This window comes from Bradyrhizobium sp. AUGA SZCCT0169 (genome assembly GCF_018130085.1).
GTDB lineage: Bacteria > Pseudomonadota > Alphaproteobacteria > Rhizobiales > Xanthobacteraceae > Bradyrhizobium.
This window is the reverse complement of sequence record NZ_JAFCMC010000018.1, coordinates 1-26,990: the sequence shown is the minus strand read 5'-3', so window position 1 is coordinate 26,990 and position 26,990 is coordinate 1. Positions and strand designations below refer to the sequence as shown.

General features: G+C 62.9%; 20 protein-coding genes and 1 pseudogene. 10 read left to right on the top strand and 11 right to left on the bottom strand.

Annotation, left to right across the window (positions count from 1 at the left end):
• Positions 1-34: 34 nt before the first annotated feature.
• The 3 genes from JQ609_RS20475 to rfaD are packed head-to-tail and all read right to left on the bottom strand — an operon-like array spanning position 35 to position 3,794.
• On the bottom strand, positions 35-1,324 hold the full coding sequence (locus JQ609_RS20475) for an O-antigen ligase (RefSeq protein WP_212274734.1): 1,290 nt from the start codon (positions 1,322-1,324) through the stop codon (positions 35-37).
• Positions 1,321-2,793: a D-glycero-beta-D-manno-heptose-7-phosphate kinase gene (rfaE1, locus tag JQ609_RS20470; RefSeq protein ID WP_212274733.1), complete on the bottom strand. Its 1,473-nt coding sequence runs from the start codon at positions 2,791-2,793 to the stop codon at positions 1,321-1,323. Before rfaE1 ends, JQ609_RS20475 begins: the two co-directional genes overlap by 4 nt.
• 20 nt (positions 2,794-2,813) lie before the next feature.
• Positions 2,814-3,794: an ADP-glyceromanno-heptose 6-epimerase gene (gene rfaD / locus JQ609_RS20465; RefSeq protein WP_212274732.1), complete on the bottom strand. Its 981-nt coding sequence runs from the start codon at positions 3,792-3,794 to the stop codon at positions 2,814-2,816.
• Between the two features lie 160 nt (positions 3,795-3,954).
• Between rfaD and waaF the strand changes: the two genes are divergently transcribed.
• From waaF to JQ609_RS20450, 3 genes are all read left to right on the top strand, one after another.
• Positions 3,955-5,034 carry a lipopolysaccharide heptosyltransferase II gene (gene waaF, locus JQ609_RS20460; RefSeq protein ID WP_212274731.1) on the top strand — a complete coding sequence of 360 codons (1,080 nt, stop codon included), beginning with the start codon at positions 3,955-3,957 and terminating at the stop codon, positions 5,032-5,034.
• Positions 5,035-5,123: 89 nt separating this feature from the next.
• Positions 5,124-5,726, top strand: coding sequence for a D-sedoheptulose 7-phosphate isomerase (locus tag JQ609_RS20455; RefSeq protein ID WP_212274730.1), 603 nt, complete (start codon positions 5,124-5,126; stop codon positions 5,724-5,726).
• Positions 5,723-6,265, top strand: a complete 543-nt coding sequence (locus JQ609_RS20450) for an HAD family hydrolase (RefSeq protein WP_212274729.1) — start codon at positions 5,723-5,725, stop codon at positions 6,263-6,265. Before JQ609_RS20455 ends, JQ609_RS20450 begins: the two co-directional genes overlap by 4 nt.
• On the opposite strand, the gene JQ609_RS20445 is transcribed toward JQ609_RS20450, so the two are convergent.
• Positions 6,247-7,293: a glycosyltransferase family 4 protein gene (locus JQ609_RS20445; RefSeq protein WP_212274728.1), complete on the bottom strand. Its 1,047-nt coding sequence runs from the start codon at positions 7,291-7,293 to the stop codon at positions 6,247-6,249. The two genes, JQ609_RS20450 and JQ609_RS20445, sit on opposite strands and share 19 nt — an antisense overlap.
• A 130-nt stretch (positions 7,294-7,423) precedes the next feature.
• Between JQ609_RS20445 and galE the strand changes: the two genes are divergently transcribed.
• From galE to JQ609_RS20430, 3 genes are all read left to right on the top strand, one after another.
• On the top strand, positions 7,424-8,437 hold the full coding sequence (gene galE / locus JQ609_RS20440) for a UDP-glucose 4-epimerase GalE (RefSeq protein ID WP_212274727.1): 1,014 nt from the start codon (positions 7,424-7,426) through the stop codon (positions 8,435-8,437).
• A gap of 109 nt (positions 8,438-8,546) precedes the next feature.
• Positions 8,547-10,361 carry an ABC transporter ATP-binding protein gene (locus JQ609_RS20435; RefSeq protein ID WP_212274726.1) on the top strand — a complete coding sequence of 605 codons (1,815 nt, stop codon included), beginning with the start codon at positions 8,547-8,549 and terminating at the stop codon, positions 10,359-10,361.
• Between the two features lie 47 nt (positions 10,362-10,408).
• Positions 10,409-11,110 carry a fumarylacetoacetate hydrolase family protein gene (locus JQ609_RS20430; protein WP_212274725.1) on the top strand — a complete coding sequence of 234 codons (702 nt, stop codon included), beginning with the start codon at positions 10,409-10,411 and terminating at the stop codon, positions 11,108-11,110.
• A gap of 1,038 nt (positions 11,111-12,148) precedes the next feature.
• On the opposite strand, the gene JQ609_RS20425 is transcribed toward JQ609_RS20430, so the two are convergent.
• From JQ609_RS20425 to JQ609_RS20405, 5 genes are all read right to left on the bottom strand, one after another.
• Positions 12,149-13,615, bottom strand: coding sequence for an NAD(P)/FAD-dependent oxidoreductase (locus JQ609_RS20425; protein ID WP_212274724.1), 1,467 nt, complete (start codon positions 13,613-13,615; stop codon positions 12,149-12,151).
• Positions 13,616-13,668: 53 nt separating this feature from the next.
• Positions 13,669-14,088 (bottom strand): nuclear transport factor 2 family protein, encoded by a 420-nt coding sequence (locus JQ609_RS20420; protein WP_212274723.1) that lies wholly within the window; start codon positions 14,086-14,088, stop codon positions 13,669-13,671.
• Positions 14,089-14,256: 168 nt separating this feature from the next.
• Positions 14,257-15,687 carry an adenosylhomocysteinase gene (gene ahcY / locus JQ609_RS20415; RefSeq protein ID WP_212274722.1) on the bottom strand — a complete coding sequence of 477 codons (1,431 nt, stop codon included), beginning with the start codon at positions 15,685-15,687 and terminating at the stop codon, positions 14,257-14,259.
• Positions 15,688-15,764: 77 nt separating this feature from the next.
• Positions 15,765-17,027, bottom strand: coding sequence for a methionine adenosyltransferase (gene metK / locus JQ609_RS20410; RefSeq protein WP_212274721.1), 1,263 nt, complete (start codon positions 17,025-17,027; stop codon positions 15,765-15,767).
• A gap of 60 nt (positions 17,028-17,087) precedes the next feature.
• A complete protein-coding gene (locus tag JQ609_RS20405) occupies positions 17,088-18,443 on the bottom strand; it encodes a hypothetical protein (protein ID WP_212210132.1) in 1,356 nt (451 codons plus the stop codon).
• 169 nt (positions 18,444-18,612) lie between these two features.
• Here JQ609_RS20405 and JQ609_RS20400 point away from each other — a divergent pair.
• A pseudogene (locus tag JQ609_RS20400) lies at positions 18,613-18,982 on the top strand (tetratricopeptide repeat protein); the annotation flags it as partial.
• Positions 18,983-19,141: 159 nt separating this feature from the next.
• On the opposite strand, the gene JQ609_RS20395 reads toward JQ609_RS20400, so the two are convergent.
• Complete coding sequence (locus tag JQ609_RS20395; RefSeq protein ID WP_212274720.1) at positions 19,142-22,474, bottom strand: adenylate/guanylate cyclase domain-containing protein; 3,333 nt, start codon at positions 22,472-22,474, stop codon at positions 19,142-19,144.
• Between the two features lie 788 nt (positions 22,475-23,262).
• Here JQ609_RS20395 and JQ609_RS20390 point away from each other — a divergent pair.
• From JQ609_RS20390 to JQ609_RS20380, 3 genes are all read left to right on the top strand, one after another.
• The gene (locus tag JQ609_RS20390) at positions 23,263-23,772 is read left to right on the top strand and encodes a hypothetical protein (RefSeq protein WP_249119025.1); all 510 of its coding nucleotides are present in this window, start codon (positions 23,263-23,265) and stop codon (positions 23,770-23,772) included.
• A gap of 124 nt (positions 23,773-23,896) precedes the next feature.
• Complete coding sequence (locus JQ609_RS20385; protein WP_212274719.1) at positions 23,897-24,493, top strand: TetR/AcrR family transcriptional regulator; 597 nt, start codon at positions 23,897-23,899, stop codon at positions 24,491-24,493.
• A 70-nt stretch (positions 24,494-24,563) separates the two neighbouring features.
• Positions 24,564-25,442, top strand: coding sequence for a DMT family transporter (locus JQ609_RS20380; protein ID WP_212274718.1), 879 nt, complete (start codon positions 24,564-24,566; stop codon positions 25,440-25,442).
• A 317-nt stretch (positions 25,443-25,759) separates the two neighbouring features.
• On the opposite strand, the gene JQ609_RS20375 is transcribed toward JQ609_RS20380, so the two are convergent.
• Positions 25,760-26,722, bottom strand: coding sequence for an IS110 family transposase (locus tag JQ609_RS20375; RefSeq protein WP_212274717.1), 963 nt, complete (start codon positions 26,720-26,722; stop codon positions 25,760-25,762).
• Between the last annotated feature and the right edge of the window lie 268 nt (positions 26,723-26,990).

The window sequence follows — 26,990 nt, the reverse complement described above, 5'->3', positions numbered from 1 at the left end:
GCCGCTGCTGTTGCTGATCCCAATCGCTGACCTGTCAGCCTGTGGACGCCGGCATCGCGCTTCCGCCCTTATTATCCTTGGCCCTCAGTATCATGCCGCCGGCCACTCCGACACCCAGCACGTACATCCAGCCCTCGTGGAAATCGAACAGATGCGAGTTGAACAATGAACTGAAGAAGTTCTGCAGGACGACCATGAGGCCGATCCAGGCCACCAGGCCTTCGCCACGAAACAACAGCAGATGCACCAGCCACATCGCATACAGGAGGACGACCCCGACGGAACCCCATTGGACCGCGACGTTTAGCGTCTGGTTATGCGGATTTCCGATCACCTCGCGCTGGGCAAGTCCCGCGGGACCGGTGGCGGCGGCCTCGAACAGTCTCCGCGTCGATCCGGTCCCGTGTCCAATGATCGGCGCCTCGGCAAAAAACCGCAGTGACTTCTCCCAGAATACCAGCCGCAAGCCAAGCGACGTCGGCTGGTTGAGTTCCTTGTACAACCGGTAATCTCGCGCGAACCTGTCCGTCGTCGCCTGCAACTGGGGCGACCCGGTCCACGCCAGCCCGCCCAGCACAATCGTGGTGAGCAGCAGGATGACGTTAGTTCGCCATTTCAGGTGCATCAGCGCGAATACCGCGAGCATGACCGGCATGGTGACGAGCGCGGTGCGCGACACGATGACGAACGTCATGTTGGCGATAAAGCTCGCCGCCAGCGCGGTCAGCAGCAATGCCTGCCAGAACTTCCTGTCCTGCAACAGTGTGATGACGGGATAAGCGAGTATGACCGCGCACAGTGCAAATTCCTGGCTCTGGTCGATGTAGTTCTTGACGAAAATACCGCGGTCGGCACCTTCCGGTTTGAGCGTCAGGCTTGGATACATCAGGACCAGCCAGGACATCACCATCAGCAGCGCGCAGGAGACCAAAAAGGCCACCAACACCCACATGCCGCGCGCCGAGCGTTCGAAGTGATAGAACAGCAGCGGCAGTACGAGGAGCTTCGTTGCGGGACTGAGGGCGTACCTGCGCACGTCCCATGGCGCGTCAGACCAGAGCGTCCCGACCAGCGCCAGCACAAACATCGCGATCGGCAACGCGCAGACCGGCCGCCTCAACGATTGCAGGAAAAGTCGCAAATCGAGTGTCGGCGCGACCGCCAATAGCCAGATCACAGCAAAAATGCCGACCAGCGAGGTTGACCAAGGCAGCGAGAACGCGATCAGCACCGCGAAAATATCGGCGGCCTTCGCCCAGCGGGCGGGATCGCGCCAGGCCGAGAGCGCGTGAGTTGCCGGTGAACTGTCCGCGGTGGAGTTCACGCAACGCCTCCGCGGGCGCGTTCGACCAGCGAGGTCGTAGAGTGCCCGGCCAAAATATCGATCAGCAGCACCTCGCCGCCGCAAGCCTCGACCACCTCATAGCCAACGACCTGCTCGCGGGTATAGTCGCCGCCCTTGACCAGCACGCTCGGCTTCACGCGCGTGATCAGGTCGATCGGAGTGTCCTCTTCGAAGATCGCGACGAGGTCGACCGCCTCCAGCGCCGCCAGCACTTCGGCACGCGCGCGTTCGTCCTGCACCGGACGTCCCTCGCCCTTCAGCCGCCTGACCGAAGCGTCGCTGTTCAGTCCGACGATCAGGCGGTCGCACGCGCCGCGCGCCGCGGTCAGCACCTTCACATGGCCGGGATGCAGGATGTCGAAACAGCCATTGGTGAAACCGACGCGCAGGCCCTGTTTGCGCCACTCCGCCAGGTGAACATCGAGGTCGCCGCCGGCTGCCACGATTTTTTCTTCGGCCGCCAGCGACGCATGCGGCAGGATTTTTCGCCGCAGTTCGGCCGGCGTAACGACGGCGGTGCCCTTCTTGCCAACCGCAACAGCGGCCGCGGCGTTCGCCATCCGCAGCGCCGTCTCCCAATCGGCGTTGGCGGCGAGTGCCAGCGCGAGCGCTGCCGCAACGGTGTCACCCGCGCCCGAGACGTCGCGCACCTTCACCGGAAGCGCCGGCACATGGATCACCCCGCCGCCGCGCACGACCAGCGTCATGCCACGTTCGCTTTGCTTCACCAGCATGGCTTCGCAATCGGCCAGATGCATCGCGTCCTGGGCGGCATCGGCGATGCCCTGTTCGGTGTCGGCGCGGCTGCGGGTCGCGGCCGCGAATTCCTTGCGGTTGGGCGTCAGCAGCGTAGCCCCGCGATAGATCGCCAGATTGGCGCTCTTGGGATCGACGATCACGCGCTTGCCGAGTTTCTTCGCGGCGTCGATGACGTTGCGGATCACGCGCGGCGTCAGCACGCCCTTGGCGTAGTCGGACAGCAGCACGATATCGACGCGGGCGAGCTGCGGCAGAATGGCGTCAATCAATTTCTGTTCGATGTCGGGCGCCGCAGGCAGCGCAAGTTCCCAATCGGCGCGCAGCATATGGGTGGAAAAATGCTCGGAGACGAAGCGCACCTTGCGCGTGGTAGCGCGGCCGGGATCGGAAACCAGCACGGCCTCGATCCGCTCTTCCCGAGAAAGCTCGGCCCTTAGTTTCGCGCCCGCTTCGTCTTCACCGACCAAAGCTACAAAAATGCAGCGCGCGCCGAGCGAGGCGATATTGCGCGTGGCGTTGCCGGCGCCGCCGACATTGGTTTCGCTGCGTTGGACCGCGATGACAGGCGCAGGAGCTTCCGGCGAAATCCGGGAGACCTCCCCATAGACGAATTCATCGAGCATGAGATCGCCGATGCAGAGGACGGTCCGCCGGGTTATCGCATGCGACAGGGCATCAAAATCAAGCATATGGTCTTACCTGTAGCCCGTCAGCGGAAGCGATCGGCGCGGTCGAGGAAGCCCTTCACGTAGGCATCGACCGCGTCTTCAAGCGCCGTGAAGCCGCCGTTATAGCCGGCGTGCTGCAACCGATCGACTTCGCTCTGGGTGAAATATTGATAGCTGCCGCGAATCTGCTCGGGCATGTCGACATACTGGATGTTGGGCTTGGCGCCGAGCGCGGCATAGGCTGACAGCATCAGATCGCGGAAACTGCGCGCGGTGCCGGTTCCGACGTTGAACAGACCGCTGACACCGGGCGTCGCCAGCAGCCACATCATCACGCGAACGACGTCGTCGACATAGATGAAATCGCGGCGCTGATCGCCGTCCGCAATCCCTTCGCGGTGCGACTTGAACAATTGCACGGGACGTCCCGCCTTGACGTCGTCAAAGCGCCGCGCCAGCACGCTCATCATCGTGCCCTTGTGATACTCGTTGGGCCCGAACACGTTGAAGAACTTCAGCCCGGCCCATTGCGGCGGCAACTTCTCGCCGCGCGCGGCGCGTTCGGCCACCGCCATGTCGAACAAATGCTTGCTCCAGCCGTACAGATTCATCGGCCGAAGTTTTTTCAGGTTTTCCACAGACTGGTCGTCGCGAAAGCCTCGCTCACCATCGCCATAGGTGGCCGCGGAAGACGCATAAATCAGCGGCGTCGCATTCACGGTGCACCAGTCGAGCAGCCGCATCGACAGCCGGAAATTGGTTTCGATAACCAGATCGCCGTCGGTCGCCGTCGTCTCCGAGATGGCCCCGAGATGGATCACGGCGTCGAGCCGCCGGCCCTTCAGCCAGTCCGTCAGTTCCGCCGGCGGCACGAAGTCGGCGAGCTGGCGCTTGGCCAGATTGCGCCATTTGCCGTCATGGCCGAGGAGGTCGCACACGGCCACATCGGTGCGGCCCGCGTCGTTCAACGCGGCCACGACGTTCGATCCGATAAAACCGGCGCCACCGGTCACCAGCAACATGCCGTCCCCTGCCGTGATTGTGCGGCGCCAGCTTTGCCCCAGACGCGCCCGGCAGGCAACTTGGCTTGTGGACCTTGGTGAGACCGGCTGCGGCTTTACCTGTCGGTGCGGAGCGGTTACCTCCGGAGCCGGAAAAGGCCGGGCGCCAGACGTGTAAGACATGAATATAGATTCACCAAATGGGATCGCGATGGAGGATGCGGCCGACACCAGGCCGATCCTGATCATCCCCTATATGTGGATCGGCGATTTCGTCCGCGGCCATACCGTGGTGCGCGTCCTAAAGGCACGCTGGCCGAACCGCCCGGTTGACCTGCTGGTGACCTCCCTTTGCGCCCCCCTGGTCGATTATATGCCGGGGGTCCGCGCCGGGATTGTCTGGGATCTGCCGCGCAGCCGGCTGGCGGTTGCCAAGCAGCAAGGTCTGGCCAGGGAATTGCGGTCCCGGGGCTATGCGACGGCCCTGGTCCTGCCCCGGACCTGGAAGGCGGCGATTGCGCCGACGCTGGCCGGTATCCCGGAACGGGTAGGCTTCTTCGGCGAAGCCCGGTTCGGGCTGATCAACCGGATGCGCTGGGGCGAGAAGGCCCTGCCCCGCTTTATCGACAAGAATGCCGCGCTGGCGCTGCCCGACGGCGCGCCATTGCCGCTGGAATGGCCGGTGCCGCAACTGGCCGTGCCGCCGGAGGATGCCAGCCGTTGGCGGCAGGCCAATGGGCTCGGTACGGGGCCTGCGGTGGCGCTGGGGCCGGGTTCCGTCGGAGCGTCCAAGCGCTGGACCTATTTCCCGGAAGCGGCCCGGCTGCTGGCCGAACGCGGCTTTGAGGTCTGGGTGGTCGGCGGTCCCGGCGAAAAGGCGCTGGCGCAGGAGATCGTGGCCGCCGGGGGACCGAGAATCCGCGACCTCACCGGATCAGACCTGCGCAACGGAATCCTGGCAATGGCCGCGGCCAGCGTCGCCATCTCAAATGATTCGGGCCTGATGCACATCGCCGCCGCGATCGGCACGCCGACCATGGGCATTTTCGGGCCGACCAGCCCCTATCTCTGGGCGCCGTTGAACGGCCTGGCGGCGACGGTTCTGCAAACCAAATCGCAACTCACCTGCCAGCCCTGCCAGCGCACGGTCTGCACCATGAACGACCATCGCTGCATGCGGGACATCCCGGCATCCGACGTGGTCGACATCGTGCAGCGCGTGCTTGGCGAAGCCCGCGCGCGTGCACATCGACCTTCGTGAGCTTGCGCGTGAGCCGCGCGATCAGTACCAAGACGTTCCAAAAGACTTGCCAAGGTAGAACTCGCGCGTTGCAACCCTGACGGTGCATTTTGGACCAGAATTCGAAAGACCTGATCGCGGCCCATCTGAAACAGTCGCTCGTCGCGCTGGAGCGTGCCAATAGCGATGCGGCGCTGCTGGCCGTCGCACACGCGATAGCGGGCGCGATCATTGCGGCCCTGCGGACCGGCAACAAGCTCCTGATCATCGGCAATGGCGGCAGCGCCGGCGACGCCCAGCACATCGCCGCCGAAATCGTCGGCCGCTACAAGCAGGAGCGGCCCGGCTACGCGGCGATTGCGCTCACGACCGACACGTCGGCGCTGACCGCAATCGGCAATGATTACGGCTATGAGCAGATTTTCGCCCGCCAGGTCGAAGGCCTCGGCGTGCGCGGCGACGTGCTGCTCGCGCTCACCACGTCGGGCCGCTCGCCGAACATCCTGGCGGCGTTGCGCAAGGCGCGCGAGCGCGGGCTTGTCACGATCGGCTTCACCGGGGGCAAGGGCGCGGCCATGGGCGCGGATTGCGATCATCTGCTGGTGGCGCCGACCGACGACACGCCGGTGGTGCAGCAGATCCATCTCGCCATCGGCCACGGCATCTGCGACGAGATCGAGCAGACCATGATGCGCGAGGCCTCGAAGAAATGAGCGGCACCGACCTCGCCCGCGCGATTCCGAAGCCCGCCGCCTTCCTCGACCGCGACGGGGTCGTCAACCACGACGATGGCTATGTCGGCACGCGGGAGCGCGTGCGCTGGATGCCGAACGCGGCAAAAGCGATCCGGCGCCTCAACGATGCCGGCTATTTCGTGTTCTTCTTCACCAACCAGGCCGGTATCGCGCGCGGTTACTTCACCGAGGCCGAACTCAACACGCTGCACGACTGGATGCGCGCCGAGCTGGCCGCGCAAGGCGCCGTCATCGACGACATCAGGTACTGCCCGCACCATCCGGAGGGCACCGTCGCCGGCTATCTCGAAAATCATCATTGGCGCAAGCCAAGCCCCGGCATGATCCACGATCTGATGCAGCACTGGCCGGTGCGCCACGCCGGCAGCTTCGTCATCGGCGACCGCCCGACCGATATCGAGGCCGGGCAAGCCTGTGGCTTGCCGGGCTTCCTGTTCGCCGGTGGCGACCTTGATGCGTTCGTTGCGGACGTAATGGCTCAGACCACGGTTCGATAGACGGCCGCGATCGCATTCGCTTCAGCGTCGAGGCTGAACTTCTCCAGTACGCGCGCTCGCGCCCGCATCCCCATCGCCGCCGCCGAGGCAGGATCCTGCATCAGCGGCTCCAGCGCCGCCACCAAGGCATCAGCGTCGCCGGGCGGCGTCAGTACGCCGGTGACGCCGTCCTCGACCACGAATTCGGCCGCCCCTGCCCGCGACGCCACCAATGCCGCGCCGGACGACATCGCCTCGATCAGCGTCAGCCCAAAACCTTCGTTGCGAGAGGTGAAGGCGTAGATCGTCAGCCGCTGATACCAGCGCTGCACTTCATCGATCTCGATCTCGCCGGTGATGATGATTCGTGACTGCAAACCGGCGGCCTCGATCTGCTTTTTCAGCCCGTTCGCAAAGCCTTGCTGCTCGGGCACAACAGCACCGACGATCACGGCTGTGAAATCCGGAAAGCGCGGCAGCAGCCGGCACATCGCCTCGACAAAGACGTCGCTGCCCTTTTGCGCGCGGACCCGGCCGAAGCAGCCGATCGCATAGCGGCCCGGCAATCCGCTTTGCGCAAACGCCGCCGCACGATCGGCCGGCGGCGCGTAACGGTCAGTATCGACGCCATGCATCACGACCGTCGATTCACGCTTGAGGAAGGAAGCCGAGAGCGCGCTGGTGGCGATGATCGCGTCCATGCGGCGGATCAGCCAGCGCGTCAGCGATTTATGATGCCGCTGCGCCGCTGACGTGAACACGAGCTTCAGCGGCCAGCCGAGCGCGCGCAACAACACGCCCGCAATCATTTCGTCGTTGCGCCGCGCGTGCCAGATCAGCGGCGCGGGGCGGCGCCAGAGTTTTGGCAAATCGGCGAAACCCATCCGCGCAATGCCGTCAGGGGCGTGGGAACCGAGCCATGCCGCGCGAAACATTTTTGCCAGTTTCGGCGCCACCATCCGGTTGGTCGCCGTGACGCCGGAATAACGCCTGTGCAGATTCGGCACGATCAGCTGCAGATCATCGGCTGAATTGTTCTCGATCGGCACGTCCGGCTCCGTTTACATGGGTTCCTATACGCAACATTAAGCATAGTGACCAGTTCGCTCATGCCGAAACCCACTCTTCACCGCGCCCCGGCTAGCATCGGCGGCAACAACTGGGAGAGAGGGTAAGCCCATGACCGTGCTTGTCACCGGTGGCGCCGGCTATATCGGAAGTCATATGGTTCACGCGCTGGCGGACGCCGGCGAAAGCGTCGTCGTGATCGACAATCTCTCCACCGGATTCTCCGCCTTCCTGCCCGAGGGTGTGCCGCTGTTCATCGGCGACGCCGGCGACGAAAACCTCGTCGAGGGCGTGCTCTCCCAGCACGGCGTCGAGAGCATCATCCATTTCGCCGGCTCGGTGGTGGTGCCGGATTCGATGCGCGATCCGCTGGCTTACTACCGCAACAACACCATGACGACGCGCAGCCTGCTGAACGCAGCCGTCAAGGGCGGCGTCAACCGCTTCATCTTTTCATCGACCGCCGCCGTCTATGGCAACCCGGACCAGGTGCCGGTGCCCGAGCATGCGCCGACGCGGCCGCTGTCGCCCTACGGTTCTTCCAAGCTGATGACCGAACTGATGCTGCACGACGTCGCCGCGGCGCATGATCTGAAATATGTCGCGCTGCGTTACTTCAACGTCGCGGGCGCCGATCCGAAGGGACGTGTCGGCCTTGCCACCGTCGGCGCGACGCATCTGCTGAAGATCGCCGTCGAAGCCGCCACCGGACAGCGCGCCAAGATCGACGTGTTCGGGACCGATTATCCGACGCCGGACGGCAGCTGCATCCGCGATTTCATCCACGTCAGCGACCTCGCGCAGGCGCATCGCGCCGCATTGTCGTATCTGCGCAGTGGCGGCAATTCGGTGACGCTGAACTGCGGTTATGGCCGCGGCTATTCGGTGCTGGAGACCATTGAGGCGGTTCGCCGCGTCGCGATGCGCAATTTCGCGGTCCAATACGCGCCGCGCCGGCCCGGCGATATCATGACCATGGTCGCCGACACCAGCCGCATCCGCGCCACGCTGGACTGGACCCCGCAATTTGATGATCTCGAGACCATCGCCACCCACGCGCTGGCCTGGGAAGAGCGGCTGTTCCAGGAGCGCGGCGGCCTCGGCCGGCAAGCGGAATCGGCGTAAAATCAAGCTGTTATTTGGCTTGAAAAACCGCCATTTAGCGGGCAAGCAGTCACCGTAGCAGCCCTGACACGCGGGTAAATTCATGCCCAGCGCCGTCAATGGAACGCGGATGACCGAGCTTCCCAAGGAAACACCGAGAAAAATCACTGACGACCCCTATGGCGCAGCGATCCTGATTCGCCGCCTGGTGGCCGAACAGGGCCTCGCCTATTGGCGGCGCTACCTGCTGGCGTTCGCGCTGATGGGGGTTGCGGCAGCGACGACGGCCGGTTCCGCCTATCTGCTCGGCGAAGTCATCAACAAGGCCTATGTCGACAAGGATGTGCGCGGCATTGCGATCCTGTCGCTGGTCACCATCGTCATCTTCACGCTCAAGGGTGCGGCGACCTACGGACACACCGTGATCCTGTCGCAGATCGGCAACGCGATCCTGGCCAACAACCAGCGCCAGCTGTTCGCCAAGCTGATGAGCGAAAACATCGCCTTCTTTTCCGAGCGGCATTCCTCGGAATTTCTGGCGCGGCTGACCGCCGGCGCCACGTCGGTGACACAGGTCCTCAATCTCCTGATCAACGCCATCGGACGCGATCTGCTGTCGCTGATCGCGCTCGTCGTCGTCATGCTGATGACGGATCCGTACATGGCGCTGCTGGGTTTCGGCGTGGCCCCCCCGGCGATGCTGGTGCTGCGCAAGCTCGTCAAGCGCATCAAGGGCCTGGCGCATAACCAGTTCTCCGGCACCGCCGACATCATGGAAACCATGCAGGAATCGCTGCAGGGCATCCGCACCGTGAAAGCGTTCACGCTCGAACAGGCGATGCGCGAGCGGATCGACGCCAGCATTACCGCCGTCGAACGCAACGCCAACAAGATGGCACGGGTGTCCAGCCGCTCGAGCCCCCTGATGGAAACGCTGGGCGGTTTCGCGATCGCCGCGGGGCTGATGTATGGCGGCTATCGCGTGGTCGCGATGGGCGCTTCGCCGGGCCAGTTCTTTTCGTTCCTGACCGCGTTCCTGCTGGCCTATGAGCCGGCCAAGCGGCTGGCGCGGCTCAATATCGAGTTGAACAGCAATCTGATCGGCGCGCGCAAGCTGCTGGAAATCGTCGATAGCCCGCCTTCCGAGCCCGCCGACGACGACAAGCCGGCCCTGAAACTTATCGACGCGCGGGTCGAGTTTCGCGACGTGACCTTCGCCTACCGGCCAAGCGAGCCGGTGCTGCGCCGCATGAGCTTCATCGCCGAGCCCGGCAAGACCACCGCCCTGGTCGGCCCGTCCGGCGGCGGCAAATCCACCGTGCTGGCGCTGCTGCTGCGGCTCTACGAGGTGGGCGACGGCGCCATCCTGATCGATGGCCAGGCGATCTCGGGCGTGTCGCGGCATTCGCTGCGCCAGCAGACCGGCTACGTCGGCCAGGACGTCTATCTGTTCCGCGACACCATCGGCGCCAACATCGCCTTCGGCAAGGTCGGCGCCACTAGGGACGAAATCGAGACCGCCGCCAAGGCCGCCTGTGCCCACGACTTCATCATGAGTTTTCCGCTCGGCTACGACACCCCGGTCGGCGAGCACGGCACGCAACTGTCCGGCGGCCAGCGCCAGCGCATCGCGGTGGCCCGCGCGCTGATCAAGAACGCGCCGACCATCCTGCTGGACGAGGCCACGGCGGCGCTAGATTCGGAATCCGAGAAAGCAGTGCAGGAAGCGATCGAGCATCTGTGCCGGAACCGGACCACGATCGTGATCGCCCACCGCCTGCACACCATCATGCACGCCGACGCCATCCTGGTGGTCGAAGGCGGCGAGATCGTCGAGCGTGGCCAGCACGACGACCTGTTGCGGCGCGGCGGGCGCTACGCCTCGTTCTTCCGCCTGCAGCAACGCAGCCATCCCAGTCTGGCGCCGATCAGCGCAACCGCGTAAAGCTATCGCCGCCGTTCCACCCCAAAACCCGTCCAGAGACCCATTTCATGAACGCCGCATCCTACGTCATTCCCGCTCCCCCGCAGCCTTCGCTTCCCGTCGTCGGTGAATCGAAATCCTATCCCGTGCGCCGCATCTGGTGCGTCGGGCGCAACTATCTCGAGCACATCCGCGAAATGGGCAATGACGAGCGCGCGCCGCCGTTCTTCTTCGCCAAGCACGCCGACATGCTGGTGGCTGATGGCGCCACCATCCCCTACCCGCCGCTGACCAAGGACCTGCATCACGAGGTCGAACTGGTCGTCGCGATGAAGGGCGGCGGCCTCCATATTCCCACTGAGAAGGCGCTCGACCATGTCTACGGCTATGCCGTCGGCATCGACCTGACCCGCCGCGACCTGCAGATCGCCTCGCGCAAGAAGGAGCGCCCGTGGGAAGTCGGCAAGTCGTTCGACTATTCCGCGCCCTGCTCGGCGCTGCAGCCGGCCTCCAAGATCGGCCATCCCTCAAAAGGCAAGATCTGGCTCACGGTCAACGGCACCGAAACGCAAAAGGGCGATTTGACCGAGCTGATCTGGAACGTGCCTGAAATCATCTGGCAGCTCTCGCAGCAGGTCGCGCTCGCCGCCGGCGACATCATCATGACGGGAACGCCGGCCGGCGTCTCCCAGCTCAAGCCAGGCGACAAGCTCGAATGCGGTGTCGACGGCGTCGGTACGCTCAAGGTTGCGATCGGCAATCCGGAATAGGCTGCCTCCCTAAGCCTGATGCAAAAAAGGTAGTGGGTCAGTTTGATTGTGGCGGGGTTCCGTACTGGAAAACCAGCCGGGCGCGGGGCATATTCGCGGGATGGCGCGCTGGCTCAAAATAGCTCTTATCGGCATCGGTATATTTGCCGGGTGGGCGACCCTTAGCGTTCTTACCTTTGATGACAACATCAAGGTTATTTACGATCGATGAGCGGGAACGGGGAGAACCTGACCGCGATTCTACGCCAGAGGAGCAGGGCAAGGACCCGGCCGCGGTGGCGTTGGGTGAAGGGCGGCAAGGCGCGGGCTGATACTATAACGCCGGAGCGGCGGGCGGAGATTGCTCGGATGGCGGCTGCGAAGCGGTGGAAGGGGCTTAGGGCGCTCTATCACATTCAGATAGCCACATATTTCCTTCTCATCTCCATATTTCAAAACGACGAGTAGCGCGTTATCGAACGCGTTACGCGAATGATGACCTCCGAAGTTTTTCGTGGTCCGCTTCCGCACCCAAAGCATCTGCAGGCTTATGAAGATACGTGCGGCGGCTCAACCGACCGTAATAAGAACGGCAGAGGTTGCTCAAGAGCGCCGAGAGAATCGCCGCGACATAGCATTAAATAATAATCCAATGACCGACGTTTTGTGATCCTGGTTTTTTCGGCCCTCGTGATTCTTGTAAGTGCGGGCACTCTTCTGTCGCCCTCGGTTACGTAGCCGCTGGCGCAAGCCTGTTGGGTACAGCCGTTTTGGGAACGGCTGTCGGAACGTTCGTCCACGGCAGAAAATCAGGTCCTCCCGATAAGCCAGGGCCAGCACCACCCGCGCCGGAAACGGCAAAGAAAATTAGGGTAACAAACCAAGGACGTTATTTCGGGGTCACTTTTCAAACTGACCCACTACCAAAAAAAGCCTCGGACCGGTTCCGGGGATTTTGCCATTTGAGCCGTTTTAGCGGACCTCTCTCTCGTGTCCTGGATGCGGTGCAGCGCCTCGCGTCCCGCAGGCAGGGCCGCGGACAGCCCAGCTTCTATCCCGTCACGAATACTGCATCACCCCGTCGTCGATCTTACCATAGCGCAGCGTGACGATGTCGAGGGCGTAGTTCTGATAGAGCCGCCACGGCCGCTTCGAGCCCTGCTTGGGCATCTGCGCGATGGCGCGCTGCACGTAGCCGGAGGAGAAATCCAGCGATGGCAGTTCCGATATCGAGGGATCGAGGTTATGCGGCACACATTGCTTGTAGCCGTGCCGGTCCATGTAGTTGATCAGGCGGCAGACATATTCGCAGGTGAGGTCGCATTTTAGCGTCCACGATGCGTTGGTGTAGCCGAACGCTGACGCCATGTTCGGCACGTCCGAATACATCATGCCCTTGTAGTTCAGCGTCCGTGCGAAATCGACCTGCCTACCGTCGACGCTGACTTCGAGGCCGCCGAGCACCTGCAGGTTGAGCCCGGTCGCGGTGACGATGATGTCGGCCTCGAGTTCGCTGCCGTCCTTCAGCTTGATGCCGCTTTTAGTGAAGGTGTCGATATGGTTGGTGACGACGGAGGCGCGCTTGTCCCTGATGGCTTTGAACAGGTCGCCGTCCGGCACCAGGCACAGCCGCTGCTCCCAGGGATTGTAGCGCGGCGTGAAATGCGTGCCGATGTCATAGTCCGACCCGAGCGCCATTTTGACGCCGCCGAGGATCAGCGCTTTGGCGCGGTCGGGCTTGCGCCGGCACAGCTGGAAAAAATACATGCCGAACAGCACGTTGCGCCAGCGGATCATGTGATAGGCGAGTTTTGCGGACAGGTTGCGCCGCAGCTTGTTGGCAAGCGCGTCTTCCGCCGGCCGCGCCACCACATAAGTCGGCGAGCGCTGCAGCAGCGTGACATGGGAAGCAGTCTTGGCCATCTCCGGCACCAGCGTCACCGCCGTGGCGCCCGAGCCGATCACAACCACGCGCTTGCCGGCATAGTCGATGTCTTCTGGCCATTTCTGCGGATGCACGATGCGGCCGGCAAAATCCGCCGAGCCTGCAAACTCTGGCGTGTAGCCTTCCTCGTATTTGTAATAGCCCGAGCACATGAACAGGAAATTGCATGTGAAGCGCGCGATCTGGGTGCCACCCTCGCCTGCCCTGCGTTCGGCCTCCACGGTCCAGCGCGCATCCTGCGACGACCACGACGCGCGCTTGACGCTGTGGTTGAATCGAATCTTCCTGTCGATGCCGTTCTCGATCGCCGTCTGCCGCACATAGTGGAGAATATTCGGCCCGTCGGCGATCGCCTTCGGTTCGGTCCACGGCTTGAACGAATAGCCGAGTGTAAACATGTCGCTGTCGGAGCGGATGCCGGGATAGCGAAACAAATCCCAGGTGCCGCCGATGCAGTCGCGGCCCTCGAGAATGGCGTAGCTCTTGCTGGGGCATTTCTGCTGCAGATGAAAGCCGGCGCTGATGCCGGACAACCCGGCGCCGACGATGAGGACGTCGAAATGCCCTGATGTATCCGTCATCGCGCTCTCCCTGCCCAATGGTATGGGCAGGGTCGCGTTAAATTGCAACCGGCTCAGGTGGCCGCGGCGGCGACGGCGGCTGTATCGAAATATTCGTAGAATTCGACCGCCTTGCCATCGCGAAAGCGCCAAAAATCGACTTTCGGCGTGTCCGCAACCTTCCCGGTTTTCTTGTTGGTCCAGGCGCACGAGCCGCGCGCGACCACGGCATCGCCCTGCGCGATGTACTCGTCGATCGTGTAGCTGACCATCTCCCAATCGTTCAAAAGCCCGCCGAAATAGGCCCGCAAGGCTTCGCGGCTCTCGTATTGTTTTGCAAAAGCCAGCACCGGGACCTGACCGCGAGGAACCGAATCCCAGCTGATATCTGGATCGCAGATGCTCAATATCTGCTCGACGCTGCCGCCTTTGCTCTCATGCCACTGGCGATAGGCGTCCTTCAAAATCGCGACGTTGGCTGCTTCGTTCGACATGGCTTTCCCTCCGCAATGTTTTCGGCATCCGAAAATAAAGTCTGGAAAGTGTGCCGCCCGCTTCCATAGTGCGGGCTTGTTATGCTTCTACCTCAGATCGTATCAGGGTTTTGCCATAAAAAAAGCCCCGGATCGCTCCGGGGCTTTTTTGTCGCGTATGCGGATCGATCAATACCGGTAGTGGTCCGCCTTGAACGGGCCTTCCGGCTTGACGCCGATGTATTCGGCCTGGTCGGGGCGCAGTTCGGTCAGCTTGACGCCGATCTTGGCGAGATGAAGCCGCGCCACCTTCTCGTCCAGCGACTTCGGCAGCACGTAGACTTCCTTCTTGTACTTGCCGTCCTTGTTGTTGGCGAACAGCTCGATCTGCGCCAGCGTCTGGTTGGTGAACGAGGCCGACATCACGAAGCTCGGATGGCCCATGGCGTTGCCGAGGTTTACGAGGCGGCCTTCCGACAGCAGGATGATGCGGTGGTTGTCGGGGAAGGTGATCTCGTCGACCTGCGGCTTGATGTTGTCCCACTTCAGGTTCTTCAGACCCGCGATCTGGATCTCGTTGTCAAAGTGGCCGATGTTGCAGACGATAGCGCGGTCCTTCATCGCGCGCATGTGCTCGATGGTGATGATGTCCTTGTTGCCGGTGGCGGTAACGAAGATGTCGGCGCGGGGCGCCGCGTCTTCCATGGTCACGACCTCGTAGCCTTCCATCGCCGCCTGCAGCGCGCAGATCGGATCGACTTCCGACACCATGACGCGGCAGCCGGCCTGGCGCAGCGACGCCGCCGAACCCTTGCCGACGTCGCCGAAGCCGGCGACCATCGCCACCTTGCCCGACATCATCACGTCGGTGCCGCGGCGGATGCCGTCGACCAGCGATTCACGGCAGCCATAGAGGTTGTCGAACTTCGATTTGGTCACGCTGTCGTTGACGTTGATCGCCGGCCACAACAGCGTGCCGGCCTTCTGCATGTCATAGAGACGATGCACGCCCGTGGTGGTCTCTTCGGAAACGCCCTTGATGCTCTTGGCGATCTCGGCGAAATAGCCCTTCGGCTTTTCCTTGAGCTGCTTCTTCAGCAGCGCGAAGAAGACTTCCTCCTCTTCCGAACCCGGCGTGTCCAGAAACTTGGTGTCGCCGTTCTCGGCGCGCAGACCGAGATGGACGTACATGGTGGCGTCGCCGCCGTCGTCAAGGATCATGTTCGGGTGACCGCCACCGTGCCAGTCGAACAGCCTTGCGGTGTAATCCCAGTATTCGGTGAGGCTCTCGCCCTTGACGGCAAACACCGGAATGCCGGCGGCTGCGATCGCCGCCGCGGCGTGGTCCTGCGTCGAATAGATGTTGCAGGAGACCCAGCGGATGTCGGCGCCGAGTGCGGCCAGCGTCTCGATCAGCACGCCGGTCTGGATCGTCATGTGCAGGGAGCCCGCGATGCGCGCGCCCTTCAAAGGTTGCTGCGGGCCGTATTCCTCGCGCGTCGCCATCAGGCCGGGCATTTCGGTCTCGGCCAGCGAGAGTTCCTTGCGGCCGAAGTCGGCGAGAGAGATGTCCTTGACGATATAGTCGGTAAAGGCAGGCTTCTTGGCGGCGGCGGTCATGTGTTGATCCCTTGAAAAAGCTTATTCCGGAAAGCGCGAAAGGCTTTCCGGAACAAGCAGGACGAGTGCGGAGAAAATCAGAACGCGCCCTTCAGCGCGGCGACCAGATCGGTTTTTTCCCAGGAGAAGCCGCCGTCCTTTTCCGGCGCGCGGCCGAAATGGCCATAGGACGCCGTGCGGCGATAGATCGGCCGGTTCAGCTTCAGCGTGCGGCGGATGTTGGTCGGGGTCAGCCGGAACAGTTGCGGCAGCACCTTCTCGAGCTTCTTTTCATCGACCTTGCCGGTGCCGTGGGTTTCCACCAGCAGCGACATCGGATCGGCGACGCCGATCGCATAGGCGACCTGGATGGTGCAGCGATCGGCAAAGCCGGCCGCGACAACGTTCTTGGCGAGGTAGCGCGCGGCATAGGCAGCGGAGCGATCGACCTTGGTCGGATCCTTGCCGGAGAAGGCGCCGCCGCCATGCGGCGCGTAGCCGCCATAGGTGTCGACGATGATCTTGCGGCCGGTCAGGCCGCAATCGCCGTCGGGACCGCCGACCACGAAGTTGCCGGTCGGATTGACCAGGAAGTCGGATGACTTCTGCGGCATCCAGCCCTTCGGCAGCGCCGACTCGACTTCATGCGCGATCATGTCCTTGATCAGGCCGGGCGAATACTTCTTGCCGTTGCGGCTCTTCTCGTTGTGCTGGGTCGAGACCACGACCTTGGTGCAGCCGACCGCTTTGCCTTCGACATATTTCACCGTGACCTGGCTCTTGGCGTCGGGCTGCAGGTCGAACAGCTGACCGCTGCGGCGCTTGTCGGACAGCACTTTCAGGATGCGGTGCGCGAAGAAAATCGGCGCGGGCATGAAGCTGCCCTTTTCGTAGATTTCGCTCTCGTTGCAGGCATAGCCGAACATCATGCCCTGGTCGCCGGCGCCTTCTTCTTCGCCGCTCTTCTTTTTCTTGGCATCGACGCCCATCGCGATGTCGGGCGACTGGCCATGCAGCAGCACCTCAATGTCGGCGCCGTGATAGGAGAAGCCGTTCTGGTCGTAGCCGATGTCCTTGACCACGCCGCGGGCGATCTCGGAGATCAGTTCGCGATCGACCACCGAGACGCCGTGGATGTCGCGGAACAACTGGCCACGGCCCTCGCCCGCAATCACGATCTTGTTGGTCGTGCACAGCGTCTCGCAGCCGAGACGGGTGTTGACCGCACTGTCGTCGGCAATACCGAGCTTGACGTCCTTCTCGAGGAAGGCATCAAGGATCGCATCGGAGATTTGATCCGAAACCTTGTCCGGATGGCCTTCGGAAACCGACTCGCTGGTGAACAGATAAGACGCGCGCATCAACAACCCCTTGTTTCCGCCTGATGTCGGCGGGCTCTCTTTGTCATTTATCCCGGAATGTCAGTCGCGACGGCGCGAAATGACGTAGGATTCGTCGTAAAACCAAAGCCCATTATGCTTGCGCAGAACTTCTCTGGTGGCATCGAGGGTTCGGCCGTTTTCGGTCATTTCCGTCAACCGTTCATCTTCGATCTGGGCGACATACACTGCCGCGTTCCACGCTGCAAAGGCCGTCGAGGTTCCGATCGAGCCGGTGACCTCGTTGGGCAGCGCTTCCATATCATAACGGAAGATGGAACGGTTATCGGCGTAGGCATTAAAATTGAGGTCGCGCCCGGCTGACCCCAGCTCGTATTTCACGGTGCGCAATAGCTCATGACGGCTCACCGCGAAAGGATTTTCTCCGGGCCACACCGCCTGGATGATTTCCAGCCCCGGATCCTGCCCGTGGGAGTGAATTCCGATCAACCGGCCACCGGCCCGCAGCGCCCGCGCCAGCGGCGCGATGATCCGCTTGGCGCGGAAATTCACAGAGGATTTGGCCCGGTATGGCTGGGATGCAATGACGAGGTCGAAATTGGCCTCGGTTCGGCCCGCCCGGGGGATGATCGAATCAAGCAGGAACCGGTGGTCCTCCCGGTAAACCACCAGCGCCACTGGCCGTTCATAGATCGGCATGCCCGATGTGGGGCTGACATTGGCCCGCCAGTTCTGCTCAAGAAATGGGCCTAATGCGGCGATCTGGGTCTCGAACTCGCCCGACGAGGCCCCCTGCAAGGCCACCTCGTGCCAGATCATGCCCGCGGCCGCCGCAGGCGAAGCCGGCGTCAGCCAGGGCGCCTCGGCGTAGTACATGTTGGTGAGCACAAAAACGGTCGCGGGATGCTCGAACAGCCGGTCCGGGACCTTGTCGAGCGTCAGCCGGACGTCCTCCAGGCTGAGCTCCTTGCCGGCGATATAGAACGGCATATGGGGGAAGCGGCCGTGCATCGAGCGCATCACCCGCGCCAGCACCGTGCCGTCGCCGACGCCGGCATCGAACACCCGCAGCGCCGGCGGCCGCGGATGCAGGCTCGACAGCTCCAGCGCCACCCGGTCGGCGATCACCCGCTTTTCGCTGCAGGTATGGACGAACAACAGATACTTCTGCCGGTTCTCGAAGAAGCGGAAATTACCCCTGGGGTCGCGCTTCTCGGGCGGCACTTCGATTCCGCGCGGCGGCGGCAGCCCGCCCGGCGTGGAAGCGGCGATGTAGGCCTGGATCCGGTCCAGCGTGTCGATTGTGATGCGCTTGCCCTCGCGCAGGCGATGCACCAGCTTGCCGTCATTGACGGCCCGGCGGCCAAACGTCGTCTCCGCCATGTCGGCCTGGCGGCAGAACTCCGATATCTGGCTGAGAATCTTGTCGTTTTTCATCGGGTGGCAGTTTGGGACGGAGCGGTGGGCAACGGCAGGTGACCGGGACGTCCTACCACCATCTGCCCACCGGGGAAAGGTGCGCTTCCGGGCCGGCCGGCATGAACCGCCATCCCGGATTTCGCCACCAAGACGTGGGATGCAACCCGTTGATGATGAGGACCAATTGATGCGCCGCGCGATCCTGACGCTGACCTTGCTCGCAGCCGCCCTGTGGTCGGCGCCCTCCCTCGCCCAGTCCCGCAAACAACTCGGGCCGCTCTGCACCACCGACACCACACCGGCCGATCAGATCATCGATGCCTCAACAAGATCATCGCGCTGAAGGTGTTGTCCGGCGAGAAACTCGCGGGGATCTATTTCTGGCGCGCGGTCGGCTGGAACAAGAAGCGCGACTACCTCAAGGTCATCGCCACGCCAGCGAGGCGCTCAGGCTCAAGCCTGATATCGCGATCTACAATCTGCGCGGCTCGGCCTATTACGACAAGGGCGAATACGATATCGCGATCTCGGACTTCAACGACGCGCTGCGGCTGGGGCTAGCGCACATCCCGGATCAGGCTGCACCACGCGGCAAGGTTGCGTTGCGGATCATAGCTCGTGGCGAGCCGCTCGCGAAGCCTGCCTGACGGAGAAGTGAAGACGCTTGGTTTGGCGCAGGTCGCCGTCGCGCCCCTCACAAGAATGTACTGCACCGGCTAACGGCTGTGCCGGAGCAGCCTCTCCGCCTCTTCGATTTCGGGGAGATCCTGCGCGGCGTCGAAATCAATAAGGAGTGGCCCGAGCAGTTCGGATACGGGCGCCGTTCGACCATTCCTGATGTAGGAGCGCGCCAGGCCAAGCGCGCTGCGCAATTCGAAAGTCTTGGTCTGCTGGCGGCGGGCGATTTCAAGCGCCCGGTTGAAGGCATCTTCGACCCTGGAAGCATTCGGCGGGTCGCAACGGAGCAGCAGTTCTCCGTGGGCACGATGCAGTTCGGCATCGAGCCAATGCTGGCCCGATTGTTCCGTCCAGCCGATCAGTTCGCGCACAATTTCCAGACCGGTCTGAAGTTGCCCCGCTTCCGCGTTCGCCAGGGCAACATGCATCCCCCAGAACGGCTCACAAAGGTAGCAATCATTTTCATGCAGCAGGGTCCAGCCGCGGCGCATTTCGCCGAGGCCCTCCACCTGTTCGCCGGCGCGCCACTTTGCAAGGCCGTTCAGGTAGGTCCCGGCGGCCACATACAACGGCATGGTATGTTCGCGGGCGAGAGCGAGGGCAAGGATGGTCTCTGTTTGCTGCAACATGCCGGCGCACAGTCCGTCGAAGACGGCTTTATGAACGAGAGCATTGGCCTGCGACAGCGCCCGCTTTTCGCCCGGCACACTCACCGCTGCCGCGGCGAGCCGGCGCGCACGATCGATCTTCCCGATCGGCCAGAGCACCAGGGCAAGAAACCTCATGATGACGAACGGCAGGTCCAGCGTTGACGCCCTGAAGGTTTCGGGGTCAGGCTCGGCGCCGTAGATTGCGAGGGCCCGCTCAAGATGCACTTTCGCATTCAGGTAATCGCCGCCGAACCAACAGGTCACCCCGCGGGTGCAATGGGAGAGGACTGCAGCCACCGGCGATTCCGGTCGCCGGTCGGCGGCGCTGACGATTGCTTCCACCAATTCCCGCATCGGCGCGATCTCGCCGTGAGTGAGGCAGGCATTGAACAGGCCCGAATGGATCGGCGCCAGTTCGACCGGATCATTGATGTCAGCTGCGAACTGCCGGGCGCGCGTCCATGCGGCTACCGTTTCGGGCGCGCTGTGCCCAAGGCTTCCGCGCAGCGCGCGGCTATAGGCAATTTGGAGGTCGAGCCGGCTCATGATGCGGCCCGGCTCGCCCGGCAACCCATCGGCGATCGCGACGGCCTTGCCGAGATGGGCGACCGCCTCAGAATAGGCCGAGCGTTTCAGCGCCTGCTGGCCAGCCTTGCGCCACCAGCCGAGGGCCACCTCGCCGAGCCCCGCTTCGGTGAAGTGGTAGGCCAGCACTTCCGGCTCGGTTTCGGCGATGACCGGAAAGCCGTCGCGCAGCACATCGCCGATATGCTTGTGGAGCTGCAGTCGCCGGCTCTTGAGCAGGCTCTCGTAAGCCGCTTCCTGAACCAGCGCGTGCTTGAAGCTGTAGCGTGCTTCCGGCGGCGTGCCGCGCCGCATCAGCAGCTCGGCCTGTTCGAGCTGCGCCAGCGCGGCGCTCAATGTCAGATCATCGCGACCCGCCACAGATCGCAGCAGCGTATACGAGAAGTCGCGGCCAATGGCAGCGCCGATCTGCGCCACCTCCTTGACCGGCGCCAGCCGGTCGAGCCGCGCCATCAGCGAGTCCTGCAGCGTCGCGGGAATGGCGAGCGACGGGAACGGACTATCGAGCCGATAGCGCCCGGCATCTGCCACGAGCAGTCCGGACTCCAGCACCATCTTGGTCAATTCCTCGACGAACAGCGGGATGCCATCCGTCCTCTCGATGATCTGCCTCATCATCTCGTCCGGTAGCTGGCGACCGACGGTCACCTGCTCGACCAGCGCGCGCGTGTCCCGCCGGTCAAGCCGATCGAGCCGCAACAGGCTGACGTTGGGAAGCCCCACCCAGGGCGGCTCGAACTCGGGCCGAAAGGTCAAGAGCATGAGTATCGGCAATCCCCTGATCCGGTCGACCGTGAGATCGAACAGCTCGAGCGTCGTGGCGTCGGCCCAATGCATGTCCTCGCAGACAACCAGCACAGGCTGCTGCCGCGCCAGACCCTCGACCTGATCGAGCAGGGCTGCGAATGTCTGTCGCCGCTGCTGCACCGGATTGAGGCCGAGCGGCGGATAGCGCTCGCCGGTTGCGATCGAAAGCAGAGCGGCGATCAGCGGCGTCGCCTTGGCCACCTGCTGCGTTCCAAGCGCCAGCATTGCCTCGAGCTTGTCGAGCTTTTGCTCCGGCGTGTCCTGCGACCTGATGCCGGCAGCGCGCTCGAGTTGAGCGACAAAGGGATGAAGCGCACTGTTGGTATGGTAGGGCGAGCACTGATAGCGCACCCGGCGGTGGGTCCCCAACGCAGGGTTCTCCAACAGCGTCGCGACGATGCGCGACTTGCCGATCCCGGCCTCGCCGGAAATCAGGACCACCTGGCCCTGGCCCTGCCACGCCAGCTGCTGGCGCGAGAGCGCGAATTCGATCTCCGCCTTGCGGCCGACAAAGCCGATCGAGCGCACGGTTCGCACCGCCTCGAAGCGGCTCTCCGATGCCGCTCCGCCTTCGACCGCCCAGACCGCGATGGGCCCGTCGATGCCCTTGACCTCGCGGTGACCGAGACTGCGAAACGTGAACAGGTCGCCAAGCAGTTGGCGCGTCGAAGCCGCAACGACAACCGCCCCGGGCTCCGCCAGGCCCTGCAGCCGCGCAGCGACGTTCGGTGTATCGCCGACCATCGCCTGCTGCTCTGACGCGCCTCCGCTGATGAGGTCGCCTACCACCACAAGTCCGGTCGCGATCGCGATCCGCACCTCAACGCGCTGTATCGCGCGCGTTTCGAGCGGCCCTATTGCGGCGGTGATGTCGAGCCCCGCCCGCACGGCGCGCTCCGCGTCATCCTCGTGTGCAACGGGATAGCCGAAATAAGCGAGTATTCCATCGCCCACGAACCTGGCGATAATGCCGTCGTAAGTGGCAATGACCCTTGCGCAGGCGGCCCGATAGGCGCGGATCACCTCCCACATGTCCTCGGGATCGAGGCGCGCCGAAAGCGCCGTCGAACCGACCAGGTCGCAGAACATGACGGTGAGGTGCCGTCGTTCGGCATCGCGCCGGATCGTCGGCTCGGCGACCAATTCGGCTTGATTGAGTTCGGCAATCGCGCGCAGCATTTTGCGTCGATGACCGAGCAGGACTCCCAATCTTTCGAAGTCCTGATCCGTCAGTTCGGGAAGGACACCAAGATCGATCCCGTTCTCGGCAAAACGCAGCGCGTATTGCCCAAGCCCCAGCTTCTCGAGCCAGTCCGCAATCTGCTGCATTGGCACCACCCACTGTCTGGTTGGCGGCCTGACCAGTATTGGACCACGGTAACGAAAAAATTATTGCACATTTTTCCCGGATCGCACGTCTTGTTTGCGGCAATTCGGCGGCGGCCGGCCTTCGCTCGTTCTCTAGCGTGCTCAGTCCAAATCTCCGCTACTCAAGAGAGTATTGGCAGGATGCAAACGGCTGGATTGCTGGACACGCGCATGCGACGACAGCGAGGAACCCGTTCGCAGCGTTCAAAAATTCAGACGGATATGGACGTTGCGCCGGTTTGAGCGGATCGGCAAGCCGGCGACATAAGACCCGCCGAGATCTGCGCCATATCAAGCATCGGCCAACGAACGATCAGGTACCACGTTACTCCGGAGAAAATTTTTGAGCGCCGGACGATGACGTAGCCTGCACGGCGGCAGCATGTCGACGATGTGAAGTGTCTCACACAGTGGTGCATTGGCAGGTGCTAGAAGTTCGACCGGTCCCAACGGCTGCTGTCATGAGCGACATCAGATTTTTCCGGGGACCCGAGGGCGCTCAATAGCGCCCCCGCGGAAGCGGCGCAGATTCACGGTCCGGCCATGTAGCGGCAACCTGGATTGCGCGAGCCAGGTCAAAACGCATTCAACTAAACTGCACACGCAACCGGATTCCACGGATCCGGGCCGAACGTCGTCAAACGCGTTGATGCAGTCGAGACTACCTCACGCTGGACGATTGCTGCGTCGTCGGTGACGCGGTCTGCTCGTCGCGTCGTCCCGCAGGCACCTTTTGGAAAGGTAGCAACATGAAAATGGCCAATGCAAATTTCGACAGGTCATCCGGCGCGAAGACGACCGGGTTCGCTCCTGCTGCTCTCATCAAATCGGCGCATCTTATTGAACGAATCGGACTCGCCGCGATTGGCGGCTCCTGCGGCTTGTACGTCGCCGCAGCATTAATGCGCCGGCAAAGCGAACTGCCCTTGAGTGTCGGGATCGTCCTGTTGATGATGCTCTTTGGGGCTTTCAGCTTCTATGTCGGCATCGATCTGCCTCGCCGTTCTGCCCGAAGATCAGCCTCGATCCAGCGGCAACGATGGAGCCCGGACACTGTGGTCGAGATCCTGAGCGCGGTCGGAATATTTCTTGCCGCGATTGCGACGTTTGCGTCCGTCGGCATCATCATCCTCGACGAGACGGTGTCTGACGGATGGCTGGCTTTCATCGGAATCAGTTGGATGACCGGCTCTTTGTTGCAAATCGCTGCCGGCATCATCGCCCGCAGCTACGGCACGGCCGAAAATGCCGGCAAGTGATTTCCGATTGCAGTTGGAATGCGCAGGCTGGCTGCGACGCAGGCCGACGCAATTGACCCATAGCAGCCATTTGCAATTCAAGACCGGTCGGTCTATATATACGGCCATGGCACGCCAATCCCCCATGCAGTTGCCGCGCGGCCGACCCCGTGGTTTCGACACGGAAGCCGCCGTTGAGCGTGCGATGGGTGTGTTCTGGTCGCGCGGCTATCACGGCACGGCGCTTCCGGACCTGCTGCGAGCGACGAAGCTTTCGCGCGGCAGCCTTTATGCCGCCTTCGGGGACAAGCACGCGCTCTTTCTGCGGGCGCTCGATCGCTATATCGCCGACGCGCTTGCGCGGATGGACGTCGAACTCGGTCCGCGCCATGCGCCGGTTGACGGCCTGCGGACCTTCCTTGCCGGTTATGTCGACCGCACCAGCGGCGCCAGCGGTCGGCGCGGATGCCTGCTGGTGGCCACAGCCATGGAATTGGCTGGCGACGACGGGGATATCGAAGGTCGCATCGGCGGCTTCTTCAAAGCCATGGAGGCCAAGCTCGCCAGCGCACTCTCGCGCGCGAAGGCGGCCGGCGAACTGGCAGCCGGTGTTGAGCCTGCAAGTGCCGCGCGGATACTGGTCTGCTTCGTCGAGGGACTTCGGGTGGTCGGCAAAACGGGACCAACGCGCACCACGTCGCAAGCCACGGCCGACGCCCTTCTCGACCGCTTCATCAGTTAGCTCAGCCATGGACGCACTCCGGGTTACGCGCGCCTATATCTGGACTGTTTGGTCTAAAAATGAGGATGCCATGTCTGCCATTCAGATCGCCTGCGCGGTGCTGGTGCCTCTCATCTGGGGCTATCAGTTCGTAGCTATCAAAGTGGGTGTGGTGCAGTTTCCGCCACTTTTCTTCCTCGGACTGCGCTTCCTCGCCATGGCCCTGCTGCTGATCCCCTTCGTCACAAGGCCGACACGTCAGGAGTTCGGCTCCATCGCTGTCATCTCGGTCTTCCTGGGTGGACTGAATTTCGGCTTGTTCTATGTGGGGCTGGGGCTCGGTTCAGGCAGCATGTCTGCGGTCGCCTATCAACTCACGACGCCCTTCACCGTGCTGTTGGCCTGGCCACTGCTTGCGGAGAGGCCGTCGCTGATGACGTCCGCAGGGGTGTTGATTGCCTTCGGCGGCGTGGTCGTGTTGGCCGCCGGGCCGGGCCTGTCCGCAAATGCGTTACCGATCCTGCTGGTGGTGGGGGCAGCCTTCGCGTTCGCGGTCGCCAACGTCCTGACCAAGCGCCACGGCCCGTTCGATCCCTTGATGTTGACGGGATGGTCGTCACTTTTCACGGTACCGCAGGTCATGTTGATGTCGCTGTTCCTTGAACATGGACAACTGACGACCCTCGTCACGGCGGACGAACGTGGCTGGATGGCGCTCGCCTACACTATTTTCATCGGAGGAATCGTCGGATTCGGCCTTTGGTTCTGGCTGATCGCCCGTTGCACCATGGCCCGCGTGGCGCCATTCGCCCTGCTGCTTCCGGTCTTCGCCTTGATTTCGAGCGTGTTGTTCCTCGGCGACCGCGTGACGCCGACGCTGGCTATCGGGGCGCTACTCGCCATCTCGGGCGTCGCCATCACGCAAGTGAGACCGATCGCTCGACCACATGCGTCGCCCCGTTTGCAATAGCAAACTGGATACGACGGATGCGACGAAATAACCCGACGGGCAAATCACTTCTGATTGTCGGAAATCGTGTCAAGTCGATAATTTCTGAGAATCGAAAATATTTCTCTTTCCATCTGACCCAAATCAGTGCGCATCTATCGCCATCCCGTCCCACTCAGAGCAACTGTGCTGAAGTAAACCGGCGATCGGCCGGCCTCAAGGCTGGCGCGGGGCGCGCCCCCGCCTTCGGCGGCTTACGGCCTTGACCCCGTCCGCTCTGCGGTTTGTTGGCTTGGCATGCGCTCGGTCGAGGACCGAGCGCGGTGAGGTGCGCTCGCTCAGTTCAGTGCGTGACGGCTGGGATCCCATTTCTGCCGGCGTGCGATCATGGTGTTGAGGATAATGATCAGCTTGCGCATGCAGGCGATGAGCGCAACCTTTGGCTCTTTTCCCTTGGCAATGAGACGCTGATAGAAGGCCTTGAGCACCGGGTTGTTCTGCGTGGCAGCGCCGAGACAAGGCATGTAGATGGCGTTGCGGACCCAGCGGCGACCGCCCTTGATGTGGCGCTCGCCGCGCCGTTTGCCGCTATCGTCGTCATAAGGGGCGGCACCCAGTAACGCAGCGGCGATCTGCTTGCTCACCGTTCCGAGTTCCGGCATGCCTGCAATGAGGGTCGCCGATGCCGTTTCGGCGAAGCCCGGAACACTCTCGATGATCTCGGCGCGATCGGCAAACTCCGGCGTGGCCTTGACCTTGGCGGAGATTGCAGCCTCTAGCCTGGTAATTTCGGTGGCTAGGCTCTTCAAGACGCGGGCATGGGCCTTCTGAATCGCCTCCGGTGCAGCATGTTCGTTTTGCGTTTTCAGCCGCGTCTGCAGGTCGAGCAGATGTTTGCGGGCTTTCACCAGTGCCACCAACGCCTCATGCGCGGCATCGTAGATCGGGCCCGGCGCCGCGCTAAACGTCTCGGCAAACCAGGCGATCATCTCTGCGTCGATCGTATCGTTCTTGGCTAGCCGTCCGGCCGACAGCGCGAAGCTGCGGACCCGCTTGGGGTCGACAATCCGCACCTCGATGCCGGCCCGGCGCAGCACCCTGGCCCAGTCCCGCTCATAGCCGCCGCTCGCCTCCATGACTGCCTTGCTCACCTTGTGCTTGTGAAGCCAGGCAATGATCTTGCGGTGACCTTGTGCGGCGTTTGGAAAGGCGAGCCGCTGCGATAGCGTGCGAATGCACGCATCCACCTTGTCTTTAGCCACATCGATGCCGACGACAATCTGATCATTCTGTGCCATCATCCATTCCCTTCCTTGCGCGGTACGGGCTCGAAGCCCTTGCAACTGTTCGGGTTGAGGAAGACACCGGAACTGTCCCTCGCTCTGAGACAGGCTCAGTCACCTTGGGGGCGTACGGGCTCAGTTCCAGCAACGGGCGGTTGGTCGGCAACCGCCCGTTCGCACATTCTGCCAGACTTTCTGGACACAAGGGGCGTCGGCCGTCGTCACGACGAGGGGCGGGTCGCGGTGGACGCTGAGGTTGCGATTGACGGTCGCGGCTGAAGCGTAC

Coding starts and splice junctions, on each gene's coding strand:
- rfaE1 (WP_212274733.1), bottom strand. CDS start 2,793: ATGCTTGATTTTGATGCCCTGTCGCATGCGATAACCCGGCGGACCGTC.
- rfaD (WP_212274732.1), bottom strand. CDS start 3,794: ATGTTGCTGGTGACCGGTGGCGCCGGTTTTATCGGATCGAACGTCGTG.
- waaF (WP_212274731.1), top strand. CDS start 3,955: ATGAATATAGATTCACCAAATGGGATCGCGATGGAGGATGCGGCCGAC.
- JQ609_RS20450 (WP_212274729.1), top strand. CDS start 5,723: ATGAGCGGCACCGACCTCGCCCGCGCGATTCCGAAGCCCGCCGCCTTC.
- galE (WP_212274727.1), top strand. CDS start 7,424: ATGACCGTGCTTGTCACCGGTGGCGCCGGCTATATCGGAAGTCATATG.
- JQ609_RS20435 (WP_212274726.1), top strand. CDS start 8,547: ATGACCGAGCTTCCCAAGGAAACACCGAGAAAAATCACTGACGACCCC.
- JQ609_RS20430 (WP_212274725.1), top strand. CDS start 10,409: ATGAACGCCGCATCCTACGTCATTCCCGCTCCCCCGCAGCCTTCGCTT.
- JQ609_RS20425 (WP_212274724.1), bottom strand. CDS start 13,615: ATGACGGATACATCAGGGCATTTCGACGTCCTCATCGTCGGCGCCGGG.
- JQ609_RS20420 (WP_212274723.1), bottom strand. CDS start 14,088: ATGTCGAACGAAGCAGCCAACGTCGCGATTTTGAAGGACGCCTATCGC.
- ahcY (WP_212274722.1), bottom strand. CDS start 15,687: ATGACCGCCGCCGCCAAGAAGCCTGCCTTTACCGACTATATCGTCAAG.
- metK (WP_212274721.1), bottom strand. CDS start 17,027: ATGCGCGCGTCTTATCTGTTCACCAGCGAGTCGGTTTCCGAAGGCCAT.
- JQ609_RS20405 (WP_212210132.1), bottom strand. CDS start 18,443: ATGAAAAACGACAAGATTCTCAGCCAGATATCGGAGTTCTGCCGCCAG.
- JQ609_RS20395 (WP_212274720.1), bottom strand. CDS start 22,474: ATGCAGCAGATTGCGGACTGGCTCGAGAAGCTGGGGCTTGGGCAATAC.
- JQ609_RS20390 (WP_249119025.1), top strand. CDS start 23,263: ATGAAAATGGCCAATGCAAATTTCGACAGGTCATCCGGCGCGAAGACG.
- JQ609_RS20385 (WP_212274719.1), top strand. CDS start 23,897: ATGCAGTTGCCGCGCGGCCGACCCCGTGGTTTCGACACGGAAGCCGCC.
- JQ609_RS20380 (WP_212274718.1), top strand. CDS start 24,564: ATGTCTGCCATTCAGATCGCCTGCGCGGTGCTGGTGCCTCTCATCTGG.
- JQ609_RS20375 (WP_212274717.1), bottom strand. CDS start 26,722: ATGATGGCACAGAATGATCAGATTGTCGTCGGCATCGATGTGGCTAAA.